At 48.4% G+C, this 21,036-nt stretch carries 16 protein-coding genes; 13 read left to right on the top strand and 3 right to left on the bottom strand.

Going from position 1 to position 21,036, the window contains the following annotated elements; translation table 11 throughout:
• The first annotated feature begins 7 nt into the window (after positions 1-7).
• The 11 genes from mukF (at position 8) to TSUB_RS05555 (ending at position 15,904) form a co-directional block, all read left to right on the top strand.
• Positions 8-1,330 (top strand): chromosome partition protein MukF, encoded by a 1,323-nt coding sequence (mukF, locus tag TSUB_RS05505; RefSeq protein ID WP_087018798.1) that lies wholly within the window; start codon positions 8-10, stop codon positions 1,328-1,330.
• Positions 1,311-2,018 carry a chromosome partition protein MukE gene (gene mukE / locus TSUB_RS05510; RefSeq protein ID WP_192867831.1) on the top strand — a complete coding sequence of 236 codons (708 nt, stop codon included), beginning with the start codon at positions 1,311-1,313 and terminating at the stop codon, positions 2,016-2,018. The genes mukF and mukE overlap by 20 nt, the downstream gene beginning before the upstream one ends.
• Positions 2,018-6,493, top strand: coding sequence for a chromosome partition protein MukB (gene mukB / locus TSUB_RS05515; protein WP_087018794.1), 4,476 nt, complete (start codon positions 2,018-2,020; stop codon positions 6,491-6,493). The genes mukE and mukB overlap by 1 nt, the downstream gene beginning before the upstream one ends.
• Before the next feature lie 175 nt (positions 6,494-6,668).
• On the top strand, positions 6,669-7,160 hold the full coding sequence (locus TSUB_RS05520; RefSeq protein ID WP_087018792.1) for a fasciclin domain-containing protein: 492 nt from the start codon (positions 6,669-6,671) through the stop codon (positions 7,158-7,160).
• A gap of 296 nt (positions 7,161-7,456) precedes the next feature.
• Complete coding sequence (locus tag TSUB_RS05525; RefSeq protein WP_159064857.1) at positions 7,457-8,227, top strand: tetratricopeptide repeat protein; 771 nt, start codon at positions 7,457-7,459, stop codon at positions 8,225-8,227.
• Positions 8,228-8,611: 384 nt separating this feature from the next.
• Positions 8,612-9,850 carry an imelysin family protein gene (locus tag TSUB_RS05530; protein ID WP_246616440.1) on the top strand — a complete coding sequence of 413 codons (1,239 nt, stop codon included), beginning with the start codon at positions 8,612-8,614 and terminating at the stop codon, positions 9,848-9,850.
• 84 nt (positions 9,851-9,934) lie between these two features.
• Entirely contained in the window at positions 9,935-11,320 is a 1,386-nt protein-coding gene (locus TSUB_RS05535) for a di-heme oxidoreductase family protein (protein ID WP_087018787.1), read from the top strand.
• Positions 11,321-11,330: 10 nt separating this feature from the next.
• Positions 11,331-12,317, top strand: coding sequence for an imelysin family protein (locus TSUB_RS05540; protein ID WP_087018785.1), 987 nt, complete (start codon positions 11,331-11,333; stop codon positions 12,315-12,317).
• Between the two features lie 6 nt (positions 12,318-12,323).
• Entirely contained in the window at positions 12,324-13,415 is a 1,092-nt protein-coding gene (locus TSUB_RS05545; protein WP_087018784.1) for a DUF1513 domain-containing protein, read from the top strand.
• Positions 13,416-13,517: 102 nt separating this feature from the next.
• The gene (locus TSUB_RS05550) at positions 13,518-15,164 is read left to right on the top strand and encodes a L,D-transpeptidase family protein (RefSeq protein WP_087018782.1); all 1,647 of its coding nucleotides are present in this window, start codon (positions 13,518-13,520) and stop codon (positions 15,162-15,164) included.
• Positions 15,165-15,250: 86 nt separating this feature from the next.
• A complete protein-coding gene (locus tag TSUB_RS05555) occupies positions 15,251-15,904 on the top strand; it encodes an MBL fold metallo-hydrolase (protein ID WP_087018780.1) in 654 nt (217 codons plus the stop codon).
• Between the two features lie 103 nt (positions 15,905-16,007).
• Here TSUB_RS05555 and TSUB_RS05560 read toward each other — a convergent pair whose 3' ends face one another.
• Together TSUB_RS05560 and TSUB_RS05565 are read right to left on the bottom strand one after the other, a co-directional pair.
• On the bottom strand, positions 16,008-16,721 hold the full coding sequence (locus TSUB_RS05560; RefSeq protein ID WP_221274562.1) for a DUF2982 domain-containing protein: 714 nt from the start codon (positions 16,719-16,721) through the stop codon (positions 16,008-16,010).
• A 255-nt stretch (positions 16,722-16,976) separates the two neighbouring features.
• Positions 16,977-17,945 (bottom strand): IS110 family RNA-guided transposase, encoded by a 969-nt coding sequence (locus TSUB_RS05565; RefSeq protein ID WP_246616343.1) that lies wholly within the window; start codon positions 17,943-17,945, stop codon positions 16,977-16,979.
• Positions 17,946-18,566: 621 nt separating this feature from the next.
• On the opposite strand from TSUB_RS05565, the gene TSUB_RS05570 reads away from it, so the two are divergent.
• Entirely contained in the window at positions 18,567-18,962 is a 396-nt protein-coding gene (locus TSUB_RS05570) for a MarR family transcriptional regulator (protein ID WP_087018776.1), read from the top strand.
• Positions 18,963-19,216: 254 nt separating this feature from the next.
• Positions 19,217-19,531, top strand: a complete 315-nt coding sequence (locus TSUB_RS05575; protein WP_087018774.1) for a hypothetical protein — start codon at positions 19,217-19,219, stop codon at positions 19,529-19,531.
• 73 nt (positions 19,532-19,604) lie between these two features.
• Here the strand turns inward: TSUB_RS05575 and TSUB_RS05580 are convergent, their stop codons facing one another.
• Positions 19,605-20,795, bottom strand: a complete 1,191-nt coding sequence (locus tag TSUB_RS05580) for an amino acid aminotransferase (protein WP_087018810.1) — start codon at positions 20,793-20,795, stop codon at positions 19,605-19,607.
• Positions 20,796-21,036: the final 241 nt, after the last annotated feature.

Consider the following 21,036-nt stretch of genomic DNA (forward strand, 5'->3'; position numbering starts at 1 on the left):
AAATTGGATGAGTGAGCCGTCCCAGACCGTGCCTGAGCTGGTCAGCTGGGTTAAACAGCAGGATCTCAGCATACAGCTCCCGGTTGAACGACTTGCGTTTTTGTTGGCCATCGCCATCTTGAGCCAAGAACGTATTGATGAAGAACTACACGAAGGCGAACTCATAGACGCCTTCCGCATTGTCAGCGACCAGTTTGAGCAACATAAAGAGACGCTAACAACCCGCGCGAATAACGCTATCAATGAGTTAGTCAAGCAACGTCTTATTACCCGTTTTACCAGTGATGTGACGGATGGCGTGAGTATTTATCGACTCTCGCCTCTGGCCGTAGGCATTGCGGACTACTATGCCCGTCATAAAGAGTATTCGTCCTTAAAGCTCTCTATTCAGTTGGCCATGGTGGCAGACGAGATAGATAAAGCAAAACAAGCGGCGATGCTACAAGGTGATGAAGCATATTGGCGCAAAAACGTGTATGCCGTATTGAAGTACTCGGTCGCTGAGATTTTTGATCGTATTGACCTTAACCAGCGCACCATGGACGAGCAGCAACAGCAGGTGAAAACCAATATTGCAGAGCTGCTAAACCAAGACTGGCAGGCGGCGATTGCGAACTGTGAGCAGTTGCTGAACGAAACATCAAACACGTTGCAAGAGCTGCAAGACACCTTGCAAGCGGCGGGTGACGAGTTGCAAAGTCAATTGCTCGACATTTTGGAGCAGACGCACCATGTTGAGGCGCTGAGCTTTGTCACTGAGATGGTTTATAACCTGCAATCTAAGCTCGATCGCATCGTGAATTGGGGGCAACAGTCGATCGATCTTTGGATTGGCTATGACCGCCACGTTCACAAGTTCATCCGAACGGCGATCGATATGGATAAGAACCGCGCCTTTAGCCAACGCTTACGCCAATCGGTGAAAGACTACTTTGATTCGCCTTGGCACCTGACGATTGCCAGTGCTGATCGTCTCCTCGATATGCGTGATGAAGCGATGGTACTGCGAGACGATGAAGTCACCGGCGTGGTGCCTGAAGCCATGGAGTTTGAGGAACTGACTCAAGTGACTGACGCTTTGGCAGAGCAAATTGGTGAACGCTTACAAACCCACAAAGAAACGGGCGAGCCCATTGATCTGGGTATTGTGTTGAAACGCTATCTTTCAGAGCATCCAGGTAGCCAACACTTCGACTTGGCACGACTTGTGATAGATCAGGCTGTGCGTCTTGGCTATTCAGAAGCCGATTTCAACGCTATTCAACCCGACTGGCAAGCAATCAACGACTTTGGAGCAAAGGTACAGGCTAATGTCATTGACAAATATTGAAGAATTTATGCCCGAGAAGTTGGCAAAAGCGATTGCGAACCCTCTCTTTCCTGCCCTAGATAACCTCCTACGGACAGGCCGTCACATTGGCTCTGACGATTTAGATAATCATGCCTATCTGCTTGAGTTTGAGCTGGAACTGGCGCAGTTTTATCAACGCTATAATGCGGAATTAGTGCGAGCGCCAGAAAACTTTTTTTACTTGCGCCCTCGTTCAACTTCCTTGATCAGCCGCAGTGTGTTGTCTGAGCTCGACATGCTGGTGGGGAAAGTACTTTGTTTCCTTTACCTCAGCCCAGAGCGTCTAGCGCACGAAGGTATTTTCACTTATCAAGAGTTGTTTGAAGAGTTGATCGCACTGGCTGACGAGCAAAAATTGCTCAAGTTGGTGACGAATCGCGCGTCTGGTTCAGATTTAGATCGCGAAAAGCTACAAGAAAAAGTGCGAACTTCGCTACGCCGTCTACGTCGCCTAGGGATGATTTTAACCATAGGTGAAGAAGGCAAATTTAGGATAAGTGAAGCCGTCTTCCGCTTTGGTGCAGATGTACGGACCAGTGATGATATTCGAGAAGCGCAGTTGCGACTCATCCGAGATGGTGAAGCCGTTGTTCACCAACAGGCTCCTACACAAGGTAGCCTGCTCAATGGCGAAGAAGAAGAAACAGTAGAAGAAGGTGAGCTGTAATGGAACGCGGTAAGTACCAATCCCTAACCATGATCAACTGGAACGGCTTTTTTGCCCGAACCTTTGATATCGACGATCTTGTCACCACCCTGTCTGGTGGCAATGGTGCGGGTAAATCGACCACGATGGCGGCGTTTATCACCACGTTGATCCCAGATCAGTCACTGTTGCACTTTCGTAATACCACAGAGGCGGGGAGCTCAAATGCGTCTCGCGATAAAGGTCTGCACGGTAAACTCAAGCCGGGTGTCTGTTACTCAGCACTGGATGTGATTAACTCGAAAAATCAGCGTGTACTGTTTGGTGTAAAGCTACAACAAGTCGCGGGTCGTGATAAGAAAGTTGATATCAAGCCATTCATTATTCAAGGCTTACCTTCTGGGGTGAACCCAACGGAAGTGTTGGTTGAGACGGTTTCGAAAACGCAAGCGCGGGTTCGTCAGTTAAATGAAGTGAAAGCATTCGTGTCTGAGCACGAAACAGTACAGTTTAAAGCTTTTAACTCGGTCACCGAGTTTCACTCCTTTATGTTTGATTTCGGTGTTTTACCGAAAAAGCTGCGTAACACTTCCGATCGTTCGAAGTTCTACCGCCTGATTGAAGCATCGTTGTATGGGGGTATCTCCAGTGCGATTACAAAATCACTACGAGACTATTTGTTACCGCAAAACGGCGGCGTGAAAAAAGCGTTCCAAGATATGGAAGCGGCATTGCGTGAAAACCGTATGACGCTAGAAGCGATTAAAGTCACGCAAAATGATCGTGATCTGTTTAAGCACTTGATTAGCGAAGCAACCACCTATGTTGCCGCTGACTACATGCGTCACGCAAACGATCGCCGCACAAAAGTTGAAACGACGTTAAAGCAGCGTGCTGAACTGCAGCATCTACAAACCAGTATGTCGACGCAGTTGACTCAGTTAAACGAGATGCAGAGCGAGCTGACGCAGTTAAAAGAGGGCGAATCGCATCTTGAGGTTGACTATCAAGCCGCTTCTGATCACTTGCAACTGGTTCAAACTGCGGTTCGTCAGCAAGAGAAAATTGAACGCTATAACGAAGATCTCATTGAGCTGAGCGAGCGCCTCGAAGAGCAGATGATGGTCGTTGAAGAAGCGAGTGAGCAACTGGCAGCCGCAGAAGAAGCGGCAATGTTCAGCGAGGAAGAGGTCGATAGCCTCAAGTCTCAACTGGCGGACTATCAACAAGCACTCGACGTACAGCAGACCCGTGCACTGCAATACCAACAGGCAGCGCAAGCTTTAGAAAAAGTGCGCCAACTGAGAGATGATGCCAGCTTGCAGGCAGAAGATGCACCAACATTAGCCAATGAGTTAAAGCAGCGTGAATCTGCGCTCACCTCTGCACTACTGAGCAACAAGCACAAGTTGGATCTTGCGCAAGCAGCACAAAACCAGTTTGAGCAAGGACTAGCATTAGTTAAATCTATCGCAGGTGACGTTGAGCGTAGTAAAGCGGGAGCGATTGCGCGTGAACTCGTGGTGAAAGGTCGCGAAATGCAGCGAATTAGCGATCAGTCAGAGATGCTAAAACGTCAACATGCAGAGCTAAGTCGTCAGGTTGAAACGCAGCGCCAAACGCAACAAAAAGTTGATGTTTATCAGCAACGTCATAGGGAGTGCTTAACCAACCAAACGGACGTCGAGCAAGCGCTAGAAACACAACAGTTGACCATTGAATCCTTAACCGAATCTTTAGATAGCGCAGCGGAAAAGCGCAGTCAGGTGAAGCAAGGGTTGCAAACGGTTGAGGCTGAAATTCAACAACTGACCGCTCGCGCGCCAGCTTGGATTGCAGCAAATGATGCGCTGCAACAGTTAGCATCCCAGTGTGAACAAACGCTTGCTGATAGCGAAGCTGTCATGGCAGCGATGCAAACCACCTTAGATCAAGAGCGGGAAGTTTCTTCTCGTCGAGACCACCTTAATACAGAAAAGCAGCGCTTAGAGCGTCAAATTGAACTGCTCGCGCAACCGGGTGGCAGTGATGATCATCGCTTGCGCAGCTTGGCTGACTCTTTAGGTGGTGTGTTACTGTCTGAAATCTACGATGACATTACCATTGACGATGCGCCTTACTTCAGTGCTATGTATGGCCCTGCTCGTCATGCGATTGTGGTTGCGGATCTTAAGGGTATCAAAGAGAAGTTGGTGGCTATCGAAGATTGTCCCGAAGATCTCTATATCATTGAAGGTGATATTGATGCCTTTGATGACAGTGTCTTTGATGCTCAGGAGATGGAAGGGGCAGTCTGCGTTCACCTTAATGATCGTCAAATGCGTTACTCGCGTTTCCCAGAAGTACCGCTGTTTGGACGCGCTGCGCGAGAAAAACGTTTAGAAGATTTGCGAGCACAGCGAGAAGCCTTGATTGAAGATCACGCCAAAGCTTCCTTTGATTCGCAAAAACTGCAACGTCTTTACCAAAGCTTCAACCGTTTTGTGGGTACTCATCTCGCGGTTGCGTTTGACGCGGATCCTGAGCAAGCGTTGGCTACTGCGCGTGGCAAGCAGAATCAGCTAAATCGAGAGCTATCGGGTTTTGCAGAAAGCGAGTCTCAGCAACGGCAGCAATTACAGCTCGCTCGAGAAGCAGTTTCTCAGCTAAACAGTCTCGTTTCTTCTATCGATTCACTTGCAGATGAAACCTTGAGTGCACAGCTTGAAGAGCTGGAGCAACAGCTAGTGCGATTGACGGAAGCCTCTCAATTTGTCCAGCAGCATGGGCGCAACCTGACCCAGCTTGAGCAACGCCTAAACGCACTTGATGCTGACCCAGAGCAGTTTGAGCAGTTGAAAGCCGAATATGAGGCGCAAGACAGTGCCTTACAGGCGCTGAAGTCGACCTTGTTTGCCGTTGAAGATCTCCAAGAGCGTAAAGCGCATTTTGCTTATGCTGATGCTGTGCAGCTCTTGTCGAAAAGTGGTGAGCTGAATGAAGAGTTGAAGCGCAAGCTGACGACCGCCGAGTTAACACGTACCCGTTGCCGTGATCAACTTAAGCAGTTGCAGGGACAAAACAGCCAATATAACCAATTATTGGCGTCGTTGAAGAGTGCGCATCAAGCAAAACAGGAAACGGTGCAAGAGTTTGTGCGTGAGCTGCAGGAACTGGGTGTACATGCTGATACGGATGCAGAAGATCGCGCACGTGAGCGGCGTGATAACTTGCAAATGCGCTTGCAGCAAAGCCGAACACGTTGCTCTGAGCTGGAGAAAGGGATTATCTCTATCGAGCTTGAACAAAAAGGTGTGCTTAAACGGCTCCGTAAACTCAACAAAGAGTATCAAGAGCTGCGTAAGTTTGTGGTGAATGCCAAAGCGGGCTGGGGCAGCGTGATGCGTCTCGCCAGAGAAAATGACGTAGAACGCCGCTTGCAGCGACGCGAAATGGCTTACATGAGTGCAGATGAACTGCGTTCGTTGTCGGATAAGGCGCTTGGTGCGTTGCGTCTTGCTGTCGCTGACAACGAAGAGTTACGTGATAGTTTGCGTCAGTCTGAAGATGCTTCACGTCCAGAACGAAAGGTCTACTTCTACATCGCTGTTTATCAACATCTGCGTGATCGTATTCGTCACGATATCATTCGAACAGATGATCCTGTCGAAGCTATCGAAGAGATGGAAGTGGAGTTGGCACGCCTCACAGAAGAGCTGACTCAGCGAGAACATCGATTGGCGATCAGTTCTGAATCGGTCGCTAATATCATTCGCAAGACTATCCAACGTGAACAGAACCGCATTCGGATGCTGAACCAAGGATTGCAAAACATCACTTTCGGTCAAGTGAATGGGGTTCGTCTGACAGTAAAAGTGCGAGAAACTCACGAGATGCTATTAGCTGGTTTGGCTGAACAGCAAGAGCAACATCAAGACTTGTTTGGGAATCCGCGTTTGACCTTCTCTGAAGCGATGGCGAAACTCTTCCAACGTTTGAACCCGCATATTGATGTTGGTCAGCGTTCACCACAGACATTGGGTGAGGAGTTGCTGGATTATCGTAATTACCTTGAACTTGGCGTGGAAGTGAATCGCGGCAGTGATGGTTGGTTGCAAGCGGAATCTGGCGCGCTATCGACAGGTGAAGCGATCGGTACTGGCCAGTCCATCTTGCTGATGGTTGTGCAGAGTTGGGAAGAGGAGTCTCGTCGACTTCGTGGCAAAGATATTATTCCATGTCGCTTGTTGTTCCTTGATGAGGCCGCGCGTTTGGATGCTAAATCTATCTCAACACTCTTCGAGTTATGTGACCGTTTGGATATGCAGTTATTGATTGCTGCACCAGAGAATATCTCGCCTGAGAAGGGCACAACGTACAAACTAGTGCGAAAAATCTTTAAAGATCGAGAGCATGTGCATGTCGTTGGCTTAAAAGGCTTTGGACAAGAAAAAGCTGAGCAAGGCTTACTGCCTAATGCTGAGCACCCTGAGCCCATGAGCCTGAATTTGAGCTGATAGCTCACAATGCCCGCCAAAAAAGTCCTGCCAGTGTGCAGGACTTTTTTGATCTCGAATCCTCTCAGCGCGTAACTAACAGCAACTGGGTTCAATAGGTGTTGGTGCCCAGTGACATTTGACTGGTCAGAAGGTTGTCGGCGCAGTTTTTTATTCCTAACGGGAGAGATATAAGATGAAATCAATACTGATGACACTCGCAGCCTTGCTTGTTACGACTTCGGTGGTGGCAGGCGGTGGAAGTTACGGCAAAAAATCACAAGATGACATCGTCACCATTGCTGCAGGCAATGAGAATTTTTCAACCTTAGTGACAGCCGTACAAGTTGCAGGTTTGGTTGAGACGTTGCAAGGTGACGGACCTTTTACTGTCTTTGCTCCCACCGATGCAGCGTTTGCGAAGCTGCCAGAAGGGACGGTGGAGTCACTGCTGAAACCTGAAAACCGCGATAAGTTAGTTGCAATACTGACCTACCATGTCGTGCCCGGCAAAGTCATTTCTAAAGACGTTGTCAATCTAGAGAGTGCGATGACGGTACAGGGGGACGCGGTAGACATTAGTGCAATGAATGGTATGGTGATGGTAGACACGGCGAATGTGGTCCAAACGGATATTATGGCGTCAAACGGTGTTATTCACGTGATCGACTCAGTGATTCTGCCTTAACCGGATTGCGCTTTTCAACATTCGAGGAAACCAGCTTTTGCGGCTGGTTTTTTTCTTTCAAATACACGATATGTCTAATTCAACTCTCTTATCTTCATTATTCTTAAAGCGCATTTTTTGATAACCCTATGTTCTGAATTGATTTACGTTTTTCGATGCGAAAAAAGCATGACTTTTTGGTTGATTTTTAATCATTTCATCATTAGTGTCTGCCCTATGTCGTAGGCGTGCAATCAAGAGATTGTAAGCAAAGTCGCAATGAGAGGGGAGCAAGAATGGGTCAACACGGTTTAAGGATGAATCGATTTCTTTCAGGTATGATTTATGTCGTTATGGTGTTGTTGAGTAATGCCACATTGGCATCTAACACCACCTCGCCGACCAGCCACCTAGTGGATACCTTGGCGCTAGTTAAGCTAGAAGCCAATGAAGGCGATCGTCAGATGCAGCTGTTTCTAGGCCAAGCCTACTTGTACGGTGAAAGCGGCATTGAGAAAGACCCACTACGCGCTTTTCACTGGCTTAAAATGGCGGCCGAAAATGATGTTAGTGTTCAGCTAATACTTGGCAAGCTTTTTCACCGCGGTGAAGGGTTGCCCAAAGATCTCGATGCTGCGTTCTATTGGTACAAGAAAGCGGCAACCTCTGGTGATATGGCCGCAATGGAAGCGGTCGCCACCTTCTATGCGACGGGTATTGTCAGGTCCGATAGTCGTTGTGAAAACGCGATAGATTGGTTTCAAGCGGCGGCAGGACAAGGATCATTAGACTCGCGCCGCAATCTTGTTTGGCTATATGCCACCTGCCCGGATGAATCGCAGCGCGATGGGGATCGTGCATTAAAAATTGCCAAGCAACTGATGGCGAGATTACCAGAAGTGGAAGCGACCGATTTTGATAATCTCGCTGCCGCTTATGCAGCGTGTGGTGAGTTTGATAAAGCCATTTACACGCAACAAAAAGCGCTGAATAGCCTCGCTGAAGAAGAGAATGATCCATCACGATTGGTCTCTTTTCAGCAGCGTTTAGAACGCTATAAACAGCATCAAATGTGGATAGACGAGTAACCTGTACGCAAGCCCAGATAGACTTAATTCACCTCTAGATGCTTGTTCAGCGACAATGTCAAAGCTTGTCATCGAGGTATAGCTTGTGAAAAAGCCTGCCTTTCTTTGATCTTACCAACGGCACTATTCGGTGCCGTTTTGTGTCTTACTTTTCCTAAAAACGGCTCGTACGCCGTGAAAATAGCAGCATTGTTTTTCGTGCTAGTAACGGCTGTCTTATTTTTGAACCAAAAATGAACTAACCCATAATTTTGTTAAGTGCTTTGGGTAAATGTTACGCTTGGATATTTCATTTTGTAAATTTCTTTGTTTTAATAGCCAATGATAATGATTCTTATATCTATTACTAAAGAAGAACAAGGAAGAAACATGCTCAACAAACACATGTTATGGTTGCCGCTAGGCGTTTTAGCGGCGCCCGCATTTGCTGGCACTGCCGTTACTGAAAAAGCAGTCGTCGAGCATTATGCAACGCTTGCACATGCTGTCTATGCCGATGCGTTGGCAACCTCAAAGACGCTAGATGGGGCGATTCAGCAACTTTTAGCTAACCCAACCGATGAGACGCTTGAAAATGCAAAGCAAGCTTGGATTGCGTCCCGCGTGCCATATCAACAGTCTGAAGTTTTCCGTTTTGGTAATGCGATTGTCGACGATTGGGAAGGACAGCTGAATGCGTGGCCGCTTGATGAAGGCTTAATTGATTATGTCGCGACGGATTATCAGCATGAAATGGGCAATGAGGGTGCGACCGCAAATATCATTGCGAGTAACGCAGTCCAAGTCGGCAACCAGAAACTGGATGTCACTAAGATTACCCCTGAACTGCTCGCAGACTTGAACGAGATTGGTGGTTCGGAAGCCAACGTCGCAACAGGTTATCACGCCATCGAGTTCCTTCTTTGGGGACAAGATCTCAACGGCACTGATGCGGGGGCTGGTGAGCGCCCAGCGAGTGACTTTGCATTAGGTGCTGATTGTACTAATGGCCATTGTGAGCGCCGTCGCGAGTATATTGTGGCAGCGAGCCAGCTACTGCAACATGATTTAGCGTGGATGGTCGACCAGTGGGCGCCAGAAAGGAGTGACAACTATCGTGCCGAGTTATTGGCGGATTCAACCGAGCAGGGGCTTCGTAAAATGCTGTTTGGTATGGGCTCGCTTTCTCTTGGTGAGCTAGCCGGTGAGCGTATGAAAGTCGCGTTGGAAGCTAATTCAACCGAGGATGAACATGACTGTTTCTCAGATAACACCCACAACTCTCACTACTATAACGAACAAGGTATCTATAACGTCTACACCGGTACCTATGTGCGTACAGACGGCTCTATTCTAGAAGGCCCTGGGATTCACGCGTTAGTTGCGCAGAAAGATAATGTTGCCGCAGCTGAGATCCAAGCAGAATTTGATGCAACGCGCAGTCAAGTCTATGCCTTGAAAACCTCAGCTGAAGAGCATGACGTATTTTTTGACCAATTGATTGCTTCAAGCAACGCAGCAGGTAACAAGCTAGTGAATACGACGATTGATAGCTTAGTGAAGCAAACGGTGGCGATTGAGCGTAGTGCAAACCTACTTGGTATTTCAAACTTAAACCCAGATACAGCCGATCACGAGTTCTAAATTTTTGAGCGGCAGCGCGCTGTTCGCCCTTAAAACTGGGCCCGCAATCTGCGGGCCTTTTGTCTTTCTCTCTGGAATTCAGCAATGTTTAAAGCACTAGGATGTACGCTTCTTTTTGTCGCTTTTACCGTCACTGCAAATACCAACACCGTTAAGAGTGGTGGTGACACAACGACGAGTAAACAAGGACCCAACGCCTTTTCTCAACCTGCAACGAACCTCGCTCTGACCGATCGCATTGACTTTAGTGTAGGGAACAGCTTTTTTCGAAACCCTTGGGTAGCTGCTCCTGCCAGCACGGATGCACGAGATGGTTTGGGGCCACTTTTCAATACTAACGGCTGTCAAAACTGTCATATCAAAGATGGCCGTGGGCACGCGCCGCAACCGGGAGACAGTAATGCCGTTTCCTTGCTTATTCGGCTTTCCATCCCGCCTCAAAATGCTGAGCAGGAAGCGCAGCAAGCGCGTGATGGTGTCGTCCCAGATCCGATTTATGGTGGCCAACTGCAAGACTTTTCAATACCAGGCGCTAAACCGGAAGGTCAGATAGCGATTAACTATCGCTATTTTGAAGTTGAGTTCGCTGATGGCAGTAAAGTGGAACTTCGTGAGCCGAGCTTTAAGATTGTCGACCTTAACTATGGCGATTTGCATCAGCAGATCATGATGTCACCCCGTATCGCGCCACCTATGATTGGGCTGGGGTTATTGGAAGCCATACCGGAACAGACTATTGTCGCGATTGCTGCGGCTCAACATGCGGCGGATAAGGGTGTTTCAGGTAAGCCCAACCGGGTGTGGGATGTAGAAAAAAACGACTTTGCGCTGGGGCGTTTTGGTTGGAAAGCGGGACAGCCCACGCTAATGCAGCAAAATGCCGCCGCCTTTAACGGTGATCTGGGCTTAACGAGTCATCTTTTCCCTATGACAGACTGCACGCCCGCTCAAAAAGCCTGCCATGAACTCCCACATGGGGGCGAGCCGGAAGTCAGTGATGAAATCCTTGAATTTGTTGAGTTCTATTCACAACACCTTGCTGTGCCGAAAAGACGCAATAGTAAAGAACCACAAGTGATTGCGGGCGAGGCCTTGTTTGCGAGTGCCAATTGTATTGCATGTCATCAAACAAATATCAAAACGGGTGAGGTGCCAGAGCGACCGGCGTTATCGAACCAAGTGATTCACCCTTACACCGACCTCTTGCTTCATGATATGGGAGAGGGGCTCGCTGACCATCGTCCTGAGTACTTAGCGAATGGCCGAGAGTGGCGTACTGCGCCTTTATGGGGATTGGGGTACACCGACGAGGTTAATGGGCATACGGAGTTGCTTCATGATGGACGAGCGAGAAATCCGATGGAAGCGATCTTATGGCATGGCGGCGAAGCAGAAGCGAGCAAACAGCAGGTGTTAAAGATGTCTGCATCGGAGCGTGCAGCACTATTGGCATTTTTAGACTCGCTGTAGGAGAAATGTGATGTGGAAATTCAGTTTATTGCTGTTTGTTGTCGTTACTCTTCAGGTAAAGGCGGGTGATCTATCACGGTATGAGACAGCAATCTTGCAGCACGACATTCAGGCTTCTATCCAACTTAAGGAAGCGGCACAAGCGCTAAAATCTTCGGTTGATGCCATATGCAAAAACGATGCTAGCATCGAGCATGCTCAACAGCACTGGCGAAACGTCGCGCGGTCTTGGATGGTCTTTCAAGGTCGAGAAGATATGCCACTCTCGGTACAACCGCTGGTTTGGCAAATTCAGTTTTGGCCTGATAAGAAAAATACCACAGGCAGAAAAGTGCAGCAGTTGTTAAGCGATGATGAGGCGTTGACGCCCGACGTGATGGCGGCTTTTAGTGTCGCTGGGCGCGGCATAGGCGGGTTGGAATGGAGTTTGTTTGATCAAGATGCAGACTGGTCAAGTGAACGTCATTGTGTGGTTGCTCAAGCGCAAGCGGCGGACTTGCTCTCAACCGTGGAGGTCTTCCAGCAAGGTTGGCTCTCTCCCGATTGGTTGACGCTGTCGTCTGAGGGGCGCTTGGCAGCGCGTTTTGGCGCCCTCAACGATCAATTAGCCCGAGTGATAAAAAAGTTAACCTTGCCGCTCGGCAAAAAGGGGCGAGCGAACCCATATATGGCAGAGTCGTGGCGAGCGGAGTACTCATTAGCCACGTTGAAAGCGTCGATAGAGGCAATGCATCAGTATTGGCGTGTTGCGCTTGAATCACCTGTGTTGGCGGCCGGTGAGGGACAAACGGCGGAAAGCATCGACATTGTTTTTAGACGTTTGTTGGATAACTGGCCCGAAGAAGAGAGTTTGAAGTCGTTGCTGGCTGAGCCTGAAGGCTATCGTAAAGTTGTCGGTATGAAAGCCCAGCTAGCGGGGATTGCAGAGCAATTAGAAGTCAACGTTGCCCCTGCATTAGGGGTGACGGTTGGTTTTAATGCAACGGACGGAGATTAGTCTATCGTGTGGCAACCGAGCCTGAATCGAAGGCAGTTTATTCTTGCTCTGAGTGGCACTGTGCTTGCGCCGTATGTTTTGGGTGAGAGCGTCATGCCAGAGACGTTTCGCGGCGTGATGGGGTGTGCAAAGAAGCGTGGTCGTTTCTTTGCTGTTGCAACAGATCGGCAGCTCAACTATCGCTTTTCTGTGCCTCTACCCGCGCGAGGGCATGCTATTGCGATGCATCCCTCAAATACGTTAGCGGTTGTTGTTGCGCGACGTCCGGGCGCCTATTTATTGCCGATTGATACGCAAAATGGCCGTCCATGGCAGCCTCTTTCCCCGGTGAACGATCGCTTTTTTTATGGTCATGCTGTTTTTTCAGAGGACGGTCAGTGGCTATATACCACTGAAGGTAAGTCGCCTTCTTGTGAAGGCGTGATTGGCATCTATCGGGTTCAACAGCAGAAAAAAATACTGCAGCGTGTCGGTGAATGGCCGATACAAGGCATAGGACCTCACGAGCTGGCGTGGCGGAGCAGCGAAGAGCTAGTGGTTGCTGTTGGCGGAATTCAGACCCGTGGACGAGATAAGCTCAATATCGAGAGTATGGCACCGAGTTTGCAATATGTTCATTGTGGAACGGGTCAATTATTAGAAGAAGTCACGCTAACCGAAAAACAAGCCAGTATTCGTCACCTTGATGTCTCTGCGCGAGGTGACGTTGTCATCGGAATGCAACATCAAGGTGATTTTCAAGATAGCGTGCCACTTGTCGCAATACACCAGAAGGGTGAGGCGTTGGTATCTGTGAAGGCAGATCCCATTGAATGGTTGCGTTATAAAGGGTACATCGGAAGTGTGAGCTGTAGCGCAAATCGCGCCTTGGTCACCTCTCCGCGGGGCAATTGTTTTGGAATCATATCACTTGCAGATAAAACGCTAACCGCATCGCAGAGTCTCAAAGACGTTTGTGCTGTAGCGGCGAATGGCAAGGGGTGGCTACTTGGTAGTGGCCTTGGATATATGTTAGATTTTCATTCCTCATCACAATATGCATCAAAAAGCTTAGATGGGGTTGCATGGGATAATCACTGGGAAATTCTTTTAGGCTAGGTTAATCAGTGCTTTATCAATATAAAAAGATAATAAAGATTGCACGGGCGGAAGTTTGCCATACTAAAACTCTAGGCCCGGCAAGTTGGAGTCAACATCACTATGCGTGTTACTTACCGAGCGCTGAGCCATTGTCTTTGGTTGTGGATGGCTTTCGCGTCATTGTCTGTATCGGCAATGAAATTAGAGACCAATTCTGGCAGTAACCCAGTGACGCAAGCTTGGGTCGCTGCTCACCTCCCTGAAGGGGCTGAACTGCAGTACCCCGACCTCGTTGAGGCGATCTATACGCATACGCGTTTACATCCTATATGGGAAGATGAACGCGTGAGATTGAGCCTTGAGCAGCAGATCAATGTGATTGCATTAGCCGACATCAGCCCTTGGTTTGAAGACCGTGCAAAGTTGCTGTCACAACTGCAACAGGCGCAGCGTTGGCGTCACTTCGATGTGATGGCAACGGATACCCTATTAACTTTCTTACGCTACCGTCAAGACGTTGCCCTGCAGGGTAAAGGCTGGCTATTTGGTGCGGGTGTACAGCAAATAAAATTGCCGCCTAATGCCATTGAAATTGAGAGCATGATGGAAGCCTGGAAGGGTAACTACTTTTTGTCTTGGATTGAAGGCAAAAAGCCGTTTGGCGATGCTTATGCGCAGATGCTGGATGGTATCTTGACGCTGCAGGCGCTAGAAGCCCGGGACTTGCCCGTGTTTGAATACAGTGGCGTGTTGCGCCCTGGCGACATGATTCCAAACCCTGAGCCGCTCATTGTGCTGCTTGAGACCATGGGGGATCTGTCACCAGAGCTGGCGACGTTACTGCGTGGTCAACCGGGTGGGATAGAATACAACCCGATTTTGGTCGAAGCGGTGAAACGTTTTCAAGGTCGTCATGGGCTAGCGCAAGACGGTGCAGTGGGGCCGAAAACCCGCATCTGGCTGAATAAGCCAGCGAGCGAAAAAGTGCGCCTCATGGCGTTGAATATGGAGCGCTTGCGCTTGTGGTCACCACAACGAAACAACCAACTGGTGGTCAATATACCCGGTTATTCTCTGACATGGTGGAGCAATGATGAAGTGCAGTTTGAAAGCCGCGTTATCGTTGGTCGACCAAGCCGAAGAACCCCCTTGTTGTCGTCGCATCTCAATACGGTTGTGTTTAACCCATCGTGGAATGTGCCTGAGTCAATCACCCAAAAAGATATCATTCCAAAGATTAAGCGGGATACCAATTACCTTGCCAACAACAACATGGAAATCCTTGCCAGTTGGCGTTCTAGTGAGGTAATTGCTGTAGAGAGTATTGATTGGGAGACCATGAACCCAGAACGATTCCCTTACCGTCTCCGTCAAAGCCCAGGCAACCACAACGCCCTTGGTCGCTATAAGTTTAATATGCCGAGTACGGATGCAATTTATCTTCACGATACGCCAGCAAAAGGGTTATTTCATCGCTCTGAGCGTGCGTTAAGTTCGGGCTGTATACGCGTCGAACAGTCTCACAACTTAGCGACTATCTTGATGGATAGAGCAGGCGTGCGGCCTGACAAAGTGGCGGACTATCGTAAGAGTGTCGAAACCAAATTTGTCTCAGTACGTCGCACTGTACCTGTGGAAACGATCTACCAAACGGCATGGGTCGATGATGAAACGGGCACCTTGCAGTTCCGACCTGATATCTACAAGTACGATCAGCGCCAACGTTGGCCTTTTGATCAAGAGGTGCTAGCGGCGTTAGGCATCTAAGCCGAGAACTGAGTGTGGATGACTAGGATTGCGCCACACTCAGTGATATTCTCCCTTCTTCAGAGAACATATGGACATTCAGAACAATGAGTCTTAAATACCAAATCGTGCCTGTTACCTCTTTTCAGCAAAACTGCTCTGTTGTGTGGTGTGATGAAACCAATCAGGCTGCCGTGATTGATCCGGGTGGTGACATCAACAAAATTGTCGCTGTGATTAACGAGAATGAGCTTCAAGTCACTAAGATTATTTTGACTCATGGTCATATGGACCACGTCGGCGGAACACCCGAGTTAGCAGCAGCCTTGAATGTGCCGATTGTCGGGCCACACAAAGACGATGTTTTCTGGCTGCAAGCCTTACCTGCGCAAGCAAATATGTTCGGTTTCCCGCATTTGGAACCATTCGATCCTTCTGAGTGGCTAGAAGAAGGGCAGGTTGTGGAAGTGGGTAATGTGAAGTTTGATGTCTTGCATACGCCGGGTCATACACCGGGCCATGTCATTTTGTTTAGTGAAGCGGATAAATTGGCGTTTGTCGGCGATGTTCTTTTCCAAGGTGGTATTGGTCGAACAGACTTTCCGAAAGGTAATCACCAAGATTTGATGGACTCCATTAAGCTTAAATTGTGGCCGTTGGGCAACGATGTCACCTTTGTTCCCGGTCATGGCCCTATCTCAACCTTTGGTAAAGAGCGAGTGAGCAATCCTTTTGTTGCTGATGAAATGCCGCTTTACTAATTCGGCTCTCTTCGAGTAAACGAAAAGGCGCGTTGAGCGCCTTTTTTTGTAGCTAGCCTTTTTGGATATCTAGCACTGGCCTTCTTGATAGCGAACAGGCCGCCTAATCAGGCTCCTGTCGAGACGCCGCGAGATAGCGCCGAGCAAGGCCAACAAACTCATCACACTCTAATCCAAGCATCTCTTCGGGGATGAGAAGTTCGCTGTGTAATAACTCGTTGTTGTATTTGAGGCGGTTGGCGAACGTGGCAAGCAAACCCGTATAGGTATTGCCGTGATGGTCTGTGAAAGGCGTGTCGTCAAACAGCATGTCTTCTACATCAACACTGCCACGATTTCCACGTCGATATGACATGATGAGTAACACGCGCTGGTCGGTCAAAATACGGCTGACGAGGCGAGGTGAGATACTGTGCATGAGGTGATCATAGCTGCGTAACTTTATCCCAACCCAAGGTATTGGCTCAAACCATCCATCATGCTCGATGCTAACCTGTTCGACGTGCTGTATGTCTTGCCAGCGAACACTCCAGCCACCAGAGGGATGATGGAGTTGTAAGTGCATATAGGTGAGGGTCATGCTAATGGCGGGTTGAGAACGAATGCGCCAATAGATGAAGACTAACGTGAGTGCGCTGGCGACCATGACAGTGACGAGCCAGCTCGGATTAATGTTCACGGTAATGAGGGCGACAAAAAGCAAGATCATGACGCCGAAAGCAAACCACGCAAAGTAGGTATGCAAGCTCGGTGGGATAGCGGTTAGGTGACGCGTTTTCACGGCAAAGTCCTCATACTCAATCACATTTATACTCATATATGGTCTTCCCTCTATTGGCAAGATACCAATGTCGATAAAAGGGACAGGTTGCTTTCATATATCCGGCCTATGCGTGAAGCTCGTGTGGCTTCTGGCCTTGATGACACTTCGCGCATATAGCCCTTATCAAATTAACGGTTTTGGTAAACCTTTGAGTATATCAGGGTCCCTATATGCTGGTCTTACCTGTTTTTCATCTAAACTGCTATCTACGCAATATCTGGTGTGTGACGCTTTAGTTAAATCTTTCTGTTAAACCGCCGCTGGCGCTTTATAGCTTTCTCCTCGACAGATAATGACCCACGCGATACGGATTATCTTATTCGCCAGCGCCACCACAGCCTTGTTAAAACCTCGCCTTTCAACCAGCCGCAATATCCATTGACTAAGCCTGTCTGTTTTGCCATCGGCTCGACTCACAACCGCTCTTGCACCATGAACCACGAATGACCTTAACTGCTGATTCCCTCGCTTTGTAATGCCAAGCAATACCTCTCGACCTCCCGTGCTAAATTGCTTGGGCACTAAACCTAAGGCTGCTGACGCATCACGCCCTCGTTTAAATTGCTCACCACTTCCCATCCAGGCTCTTAAGGAAAAACTCACCACGGGACCAATACCTGGCACTTTTATCAAACGCTGACAAACGTCTTTTTGCTTCACTTTTTCGGCCAACCTTTCGTCGTACCACTGTAGCTCTTCGTCAAGCCTTTCGAGTTGTGTGTATTGCCTGAATAAAAGCGCTCGAAATTCGTCGGTTAAGCCGTTCTCAACATCTTCTAGAATAAAAGGCAGCGATTTACGCAATACCTGACTTCCTCTCGCCAGCACTACCCCATACTCCGCCAGCAACCCTCTCACATGATTGATTAAGCGCTTTCTGTCACTACTCACGTGTTGACGCATGAGCAAAAAAGTTTGGTCGTCTTGCTGCGCTAGGGATTTGACCGCAACGGGGCGAATCGCACCGTGCTGACACGCTTCTGCGATGGCCTTTGCATCGTTATAGTCATTCTTTTGGCCTCGTAAATAGCCTTTCACATGCTGAGCGGGAAGTAATACAACAGAGTGCCCTAGCTGGCCTATTTTTCGTCCCCAGTAATGCGCTGTACCGCATGCTTCCATCGCAATGACACAAGTCTCTAGCTTCGAGAGATAGCCAATGAGCTGTTGTCGATTTAATTTCTTTCTCTCAACTTGCTTACCCTGTTTGTCCAACATGATGAAGTAAAAGTATTCTTTGCTAAATCGATACCAATGGTTTTACACTTATTCATGGTCTTCCCTCGTTTTTAGATAGGCGATTTATCAACGCTATCTTGGCACATTGCGATGCCGATTAGTGCGAGGGAAGACCATTACATCAAACCACCTCAAGATGCTTGTTCAGCGAGAGTTTCTAGGCTCGCCCTTCGGGAAGCGACTAGCGCCCCGATTTCTGCGTTAAAGGTGTTTGAAAGGGGGAAGCCATTCCTTCACACCTTTGCCTTGGTATCTTTACCTTGACTTCGACGCGCTAGGCCGCTTCTGAATCCTGCATCTTGAGGTGGTTTGAGTATATATGTTAATAAGTGGTTACATTGCAACTGGTGTTGCGCTTGATGCTCGTCGTTGAGCGGCATACATGCGCTTATTAATCTTTACGACAACACAGACGAAACGGATGAGTTTGTTGGGCTTAAAGTGGTTTAGGTCTCATTTGCTTGCGAATTTCACATAATGTCGTGCAAAGAATCGCCAAAAACTGCGCTTTCGCTACAAACGTCATCGGTTTTTTGATATAAAACGCGCTTACTTTTTCGCTGTATCACGGCGCAAGTAAGCAACGGAGTAGAATATTTAATGAGAATTTCTCACAAACGTAAGGTTCAGCTTAAGCTGAACAAAAAGCTGAAGCTAACCGATGCTGCAGCTCGTCCAGTGCGCGCAGCTGTTAAAGCTGAAAAACCAGCGCCAAAAGCAGAAGCAGCAGTTAAAGCGGCTGAACCAGTAGTTGAAGCCGCGCCTAAAGCGAAAGCAGCTACCTCAGTAGCATTGACGCCAAAGCAGCAACAGGTGTTGGACATCGTCCACGCAAATGCAGAAGGCATCAACCCTAAGGGGATTGGTCTTGCTGCAGGCCAAGAAGATGCGAAAGCCGCTTCTTGGGCAACGGGTGCGCTAAAGAAACTGGCCGAAGAAGGTCTAGTGGAACGTATCCAACTTGCAGGCAATAAAGTGCTATATAAAGCCGCTTAATTGTCAGTCCGCCTTGTACTCTTGACACCATGAGTTCAGGGCGGAGCAACCTTCTCGTTAGCAGCGTTATTTTCCACTCTTTTCCACGCAATTTCCCCCTATTACTAGTCTAATTTGCTACCGTATCGCTAAGCAGTTGTCCCCACTACTTATTCCGTAACGATCTCATCTACCAGCCTTTTTTCCACACTGAGATGCATATTCTTTGCTATACCTTAAGGTACCGTTCATTTGCATCGGTAGAGGGGCTATGTATGACTATGGTGAGCGCCAAAGAGTTCGCCCATTGGCTAAGACAGCGATTTGGCGAGGATGAGCAGGGCGTGAGTCTGACTCGAAAAGACATTAATCATCTCACAGGGCGTCAAAAATTTAATCAAGAATTCATCAATGACATTCATTTTGAGTTGATGCGACACGGTATGGCATTTGTCACAGATACTGGGCGAGAGAAGTTCTTCTTAGTGCCCGTTTCAGACAGACCTTGGCGAGCACAGTTAGAAGCGCAATATGAGCGAGAGCTATACTGCAACAACGTGTTGCCGTTTGATTTTGACCGCTCAGGCTGACGCAGAATGCGTGTGATACAAAAAATCCACCCAGTAGGGTGGATTTTTATTTATGTGTCAGTGATATGAGCGATTAGAGTACCGCTGCAATCCCTTTACAAAGCGGTAGCATGTTCGCTTTAGTCATGCCAGCAACGCTAATGCGGCCCGATCCAACAATGTAAATAGCGAACTCTTCTTTTAGGCGTTGAACTTGTGTTTTGTTTAAGCCAGAGAACGAGAACATACCATTTTGGCGCTCGATGAAGCTGAAATCAGCGTCGACACCGAGCTCTTTCAAGGTGCTGACGAAGAGCGTACGCATCTCTTGGATACGGTCACGCATCTCGGCGACTTCTTGCTCCCATTCAGCGCGTAGCGCGGTGTCATTGAGAATTTCCGTCACAATGGCTGCGCCGTGAGCGGGCGGGTTCGAGTAGATAACACGTGCGATGCTTTTCACTTGGCTAAATGCTGTGGTGGCGGTTGCGTTATCTTTTGCAACAAGGGTAAAGGCACCAACGCGCTCGTTGTAAAGACCGAAGTTCTTAGAGAAAGAACTGGCGACTAATAGTTCTTCACATTGTGCGGCAAAGATACGCAGGCCAGCGGCATCCTCTTCAACACCACGGGCAAAGCCTTGATAAGCAAAGTCGAAAAGAGGTAGTAGCTTCTTCTCAGCAACCAGCGCTGCGAGTTGTTGCCATTGGTCCGCATCAGGGTCAATACCGGTTGGGTTGTGACAACAGCCGTGCAGCAGAACGATATCGCCTTCAGATGCACCTTGCAGGTCATTTAGCATAGCGGCAAAGTCCATGTCTTTGCTTGCTGCATCATAGTAGCCGTATTGCACGGTTTCGAGGCCAGCAGCCGTAAACACACCATTGTGGTTCGCCCATGTCGGGTTACTGATCCACACTTTTACGTCACCAAGTTGGCGCTTGATAAATTCAGCAGCAAGGCGAAGTGCACCTGTACCACCTGGTGCTTGTGCGGTTTGCGCGCGCTTATCAGCAATAATGGTTGCGTCAGCACCGAATAAGAGCTGCTGCACAGCGAGGCCATACTCAGCGGTACCTGGAATGCTGAGGTAAGACTTGGTTGTCTCTTTTTCAAGTAAGATAGCTTCCGCTTTCTTCACGGTACCTAAAACGGGCGTGTTACCTGATTCGTCTTTGTAGATACCAACACCCAAGTTAATTTTCTCTGGGCGGCTATCATTCTTAAACTCTTCCGTGAGACCTAGGATAGGATCGGCGGGAGCGGCTACGATTTTCTCAAACATTTGCGTCATCCATGCGTAAGTGAAGGGGGATACTCCCTTTATACTTTTGGACGCGAAAAATCGCAATGGTCTGTCACAAAAATTACGTAAATCTTCTATTTTTATGTTACTTGCAGAGCAAAACGGAGAAAAGAGACGTTTTCTAGTGGCTGAGCGGCGATTTGAGGGTGTGTTTATTTCTTTTCAGCGTCGCAAGGACGCGGGATACAACAATGGCTTTGTTTCGATAATGTAATAAAAA

It is taken from the genome of Thaumasiovibrio subtropicus (assembly GCF_019703835.1).
Taxonomy (GTDB): domain Bacteria; phylum Pseudomonadota; class Gammaproteobacteria; order Enterobacterales; family Vibrionaceae; genus Thaumasiovibrio; species Thaumasiovibrio subtropicus.

Coding starts and splice junctions, on each gene's coding strand:
- TSUB_RS05530 (WP_246616440.1), top strand. CDS start 8,612: ATGTTATGGTTGCCGCTAGGCGTTTTAGCGGCGCCCGCATTTGCTGGC.
- mukF (WP_087018798.1), top strand. CDS start 8: ATGAGTGAGCCGTCCCAGACCGTGCCTGAGCTGGTCAGCTGGGTTAAA.
- TSUB_RS05520 (WP_087018792.1), top strand. CDS start 6,669: ATGAAATCAATACTGATGACACTCGCAGCCTTGCTTGTTACGACTTCG.
- TSUB_RS05540 (WP_087018785.1), top strand. CDS start 11,331: ATGTGGAAATTCAGTTTATTGCTGTTTGTTGTCGTTACTCTTCAGGTA.
- TSUB_RS05575 (WP_087018774.1), top strand. CDS start 19,217: ATGACTATGGTGAGCGCCAAAGAGTTCGCCCATTGGCTAAGACAGCGA.
- TSUB_RS05555 (WP_087018780.1), top strand. CDS start 15,251: ATGAGTCTTAAATACCAAATCGTGCCTGTTACCTCTTTTCAGCAAAAC.
- TSUB_RS05580 (WP_087018810.1), bottom strand. CDS start 20,795: ATGTTTGAGAAAATCGTAGCCGCTCCCGCCGATCCTATCCTAGGTCTC.
- TSUB_RS05525 (WP_159064857.1), top strand. CDS start 7,457: ATGAATCGATTTCTTTCAGGTATGATTTATGTCGTTATGGTGTTGTTG.
- mukB (WP_087018794.1), top strand. CDS start 2,018: ATGGAACGCGGTAAGTACCAATCCCTAACCATGATCAACTGGAACGGC.
- TSUB_RS05550 (WP_087018782.1), top strand. CDS start 13,518: ATGCGTGTTACTTACCGAGCGCTGAGCCATTGTCTTTGGTTGTGGATG.
- TSUB_RS05565 (WP_246616343.1), bottom strand. CDS start 17,945: ATGTTGGACAAACAGGGTAAGCAAGTTGAGAGAAAGAAATTAAATCGA.
- mukE (WP_192867831.1), top strand. CDS start 1,311: ATGTCATTGACAAATATTGAAGAATTTATGCCCGAGAAGTTGGCAAAA.
- TSUB_RS05535 (WP_087018787.1), top strand. CDS start 9,935: ATGTTTAAAGCACTAGGATGTACGCTTCTTTTTGTCGCTTTTACCGTC.
- TSUB_RS05560 (WP_221274562.1), bottom strand. CDS start 16,721: ATGAGTATAAATGTGATTGAGTATGAGGACTTTGCCGTGAAAACGCGT.
- TSUB_RS05570 (WP_087018776.1), top strand. CDS start 18,567: ATGAGAATTTCTCACAAACGTAAGGTTCAGCTTAAGCTGAACAAAAAG.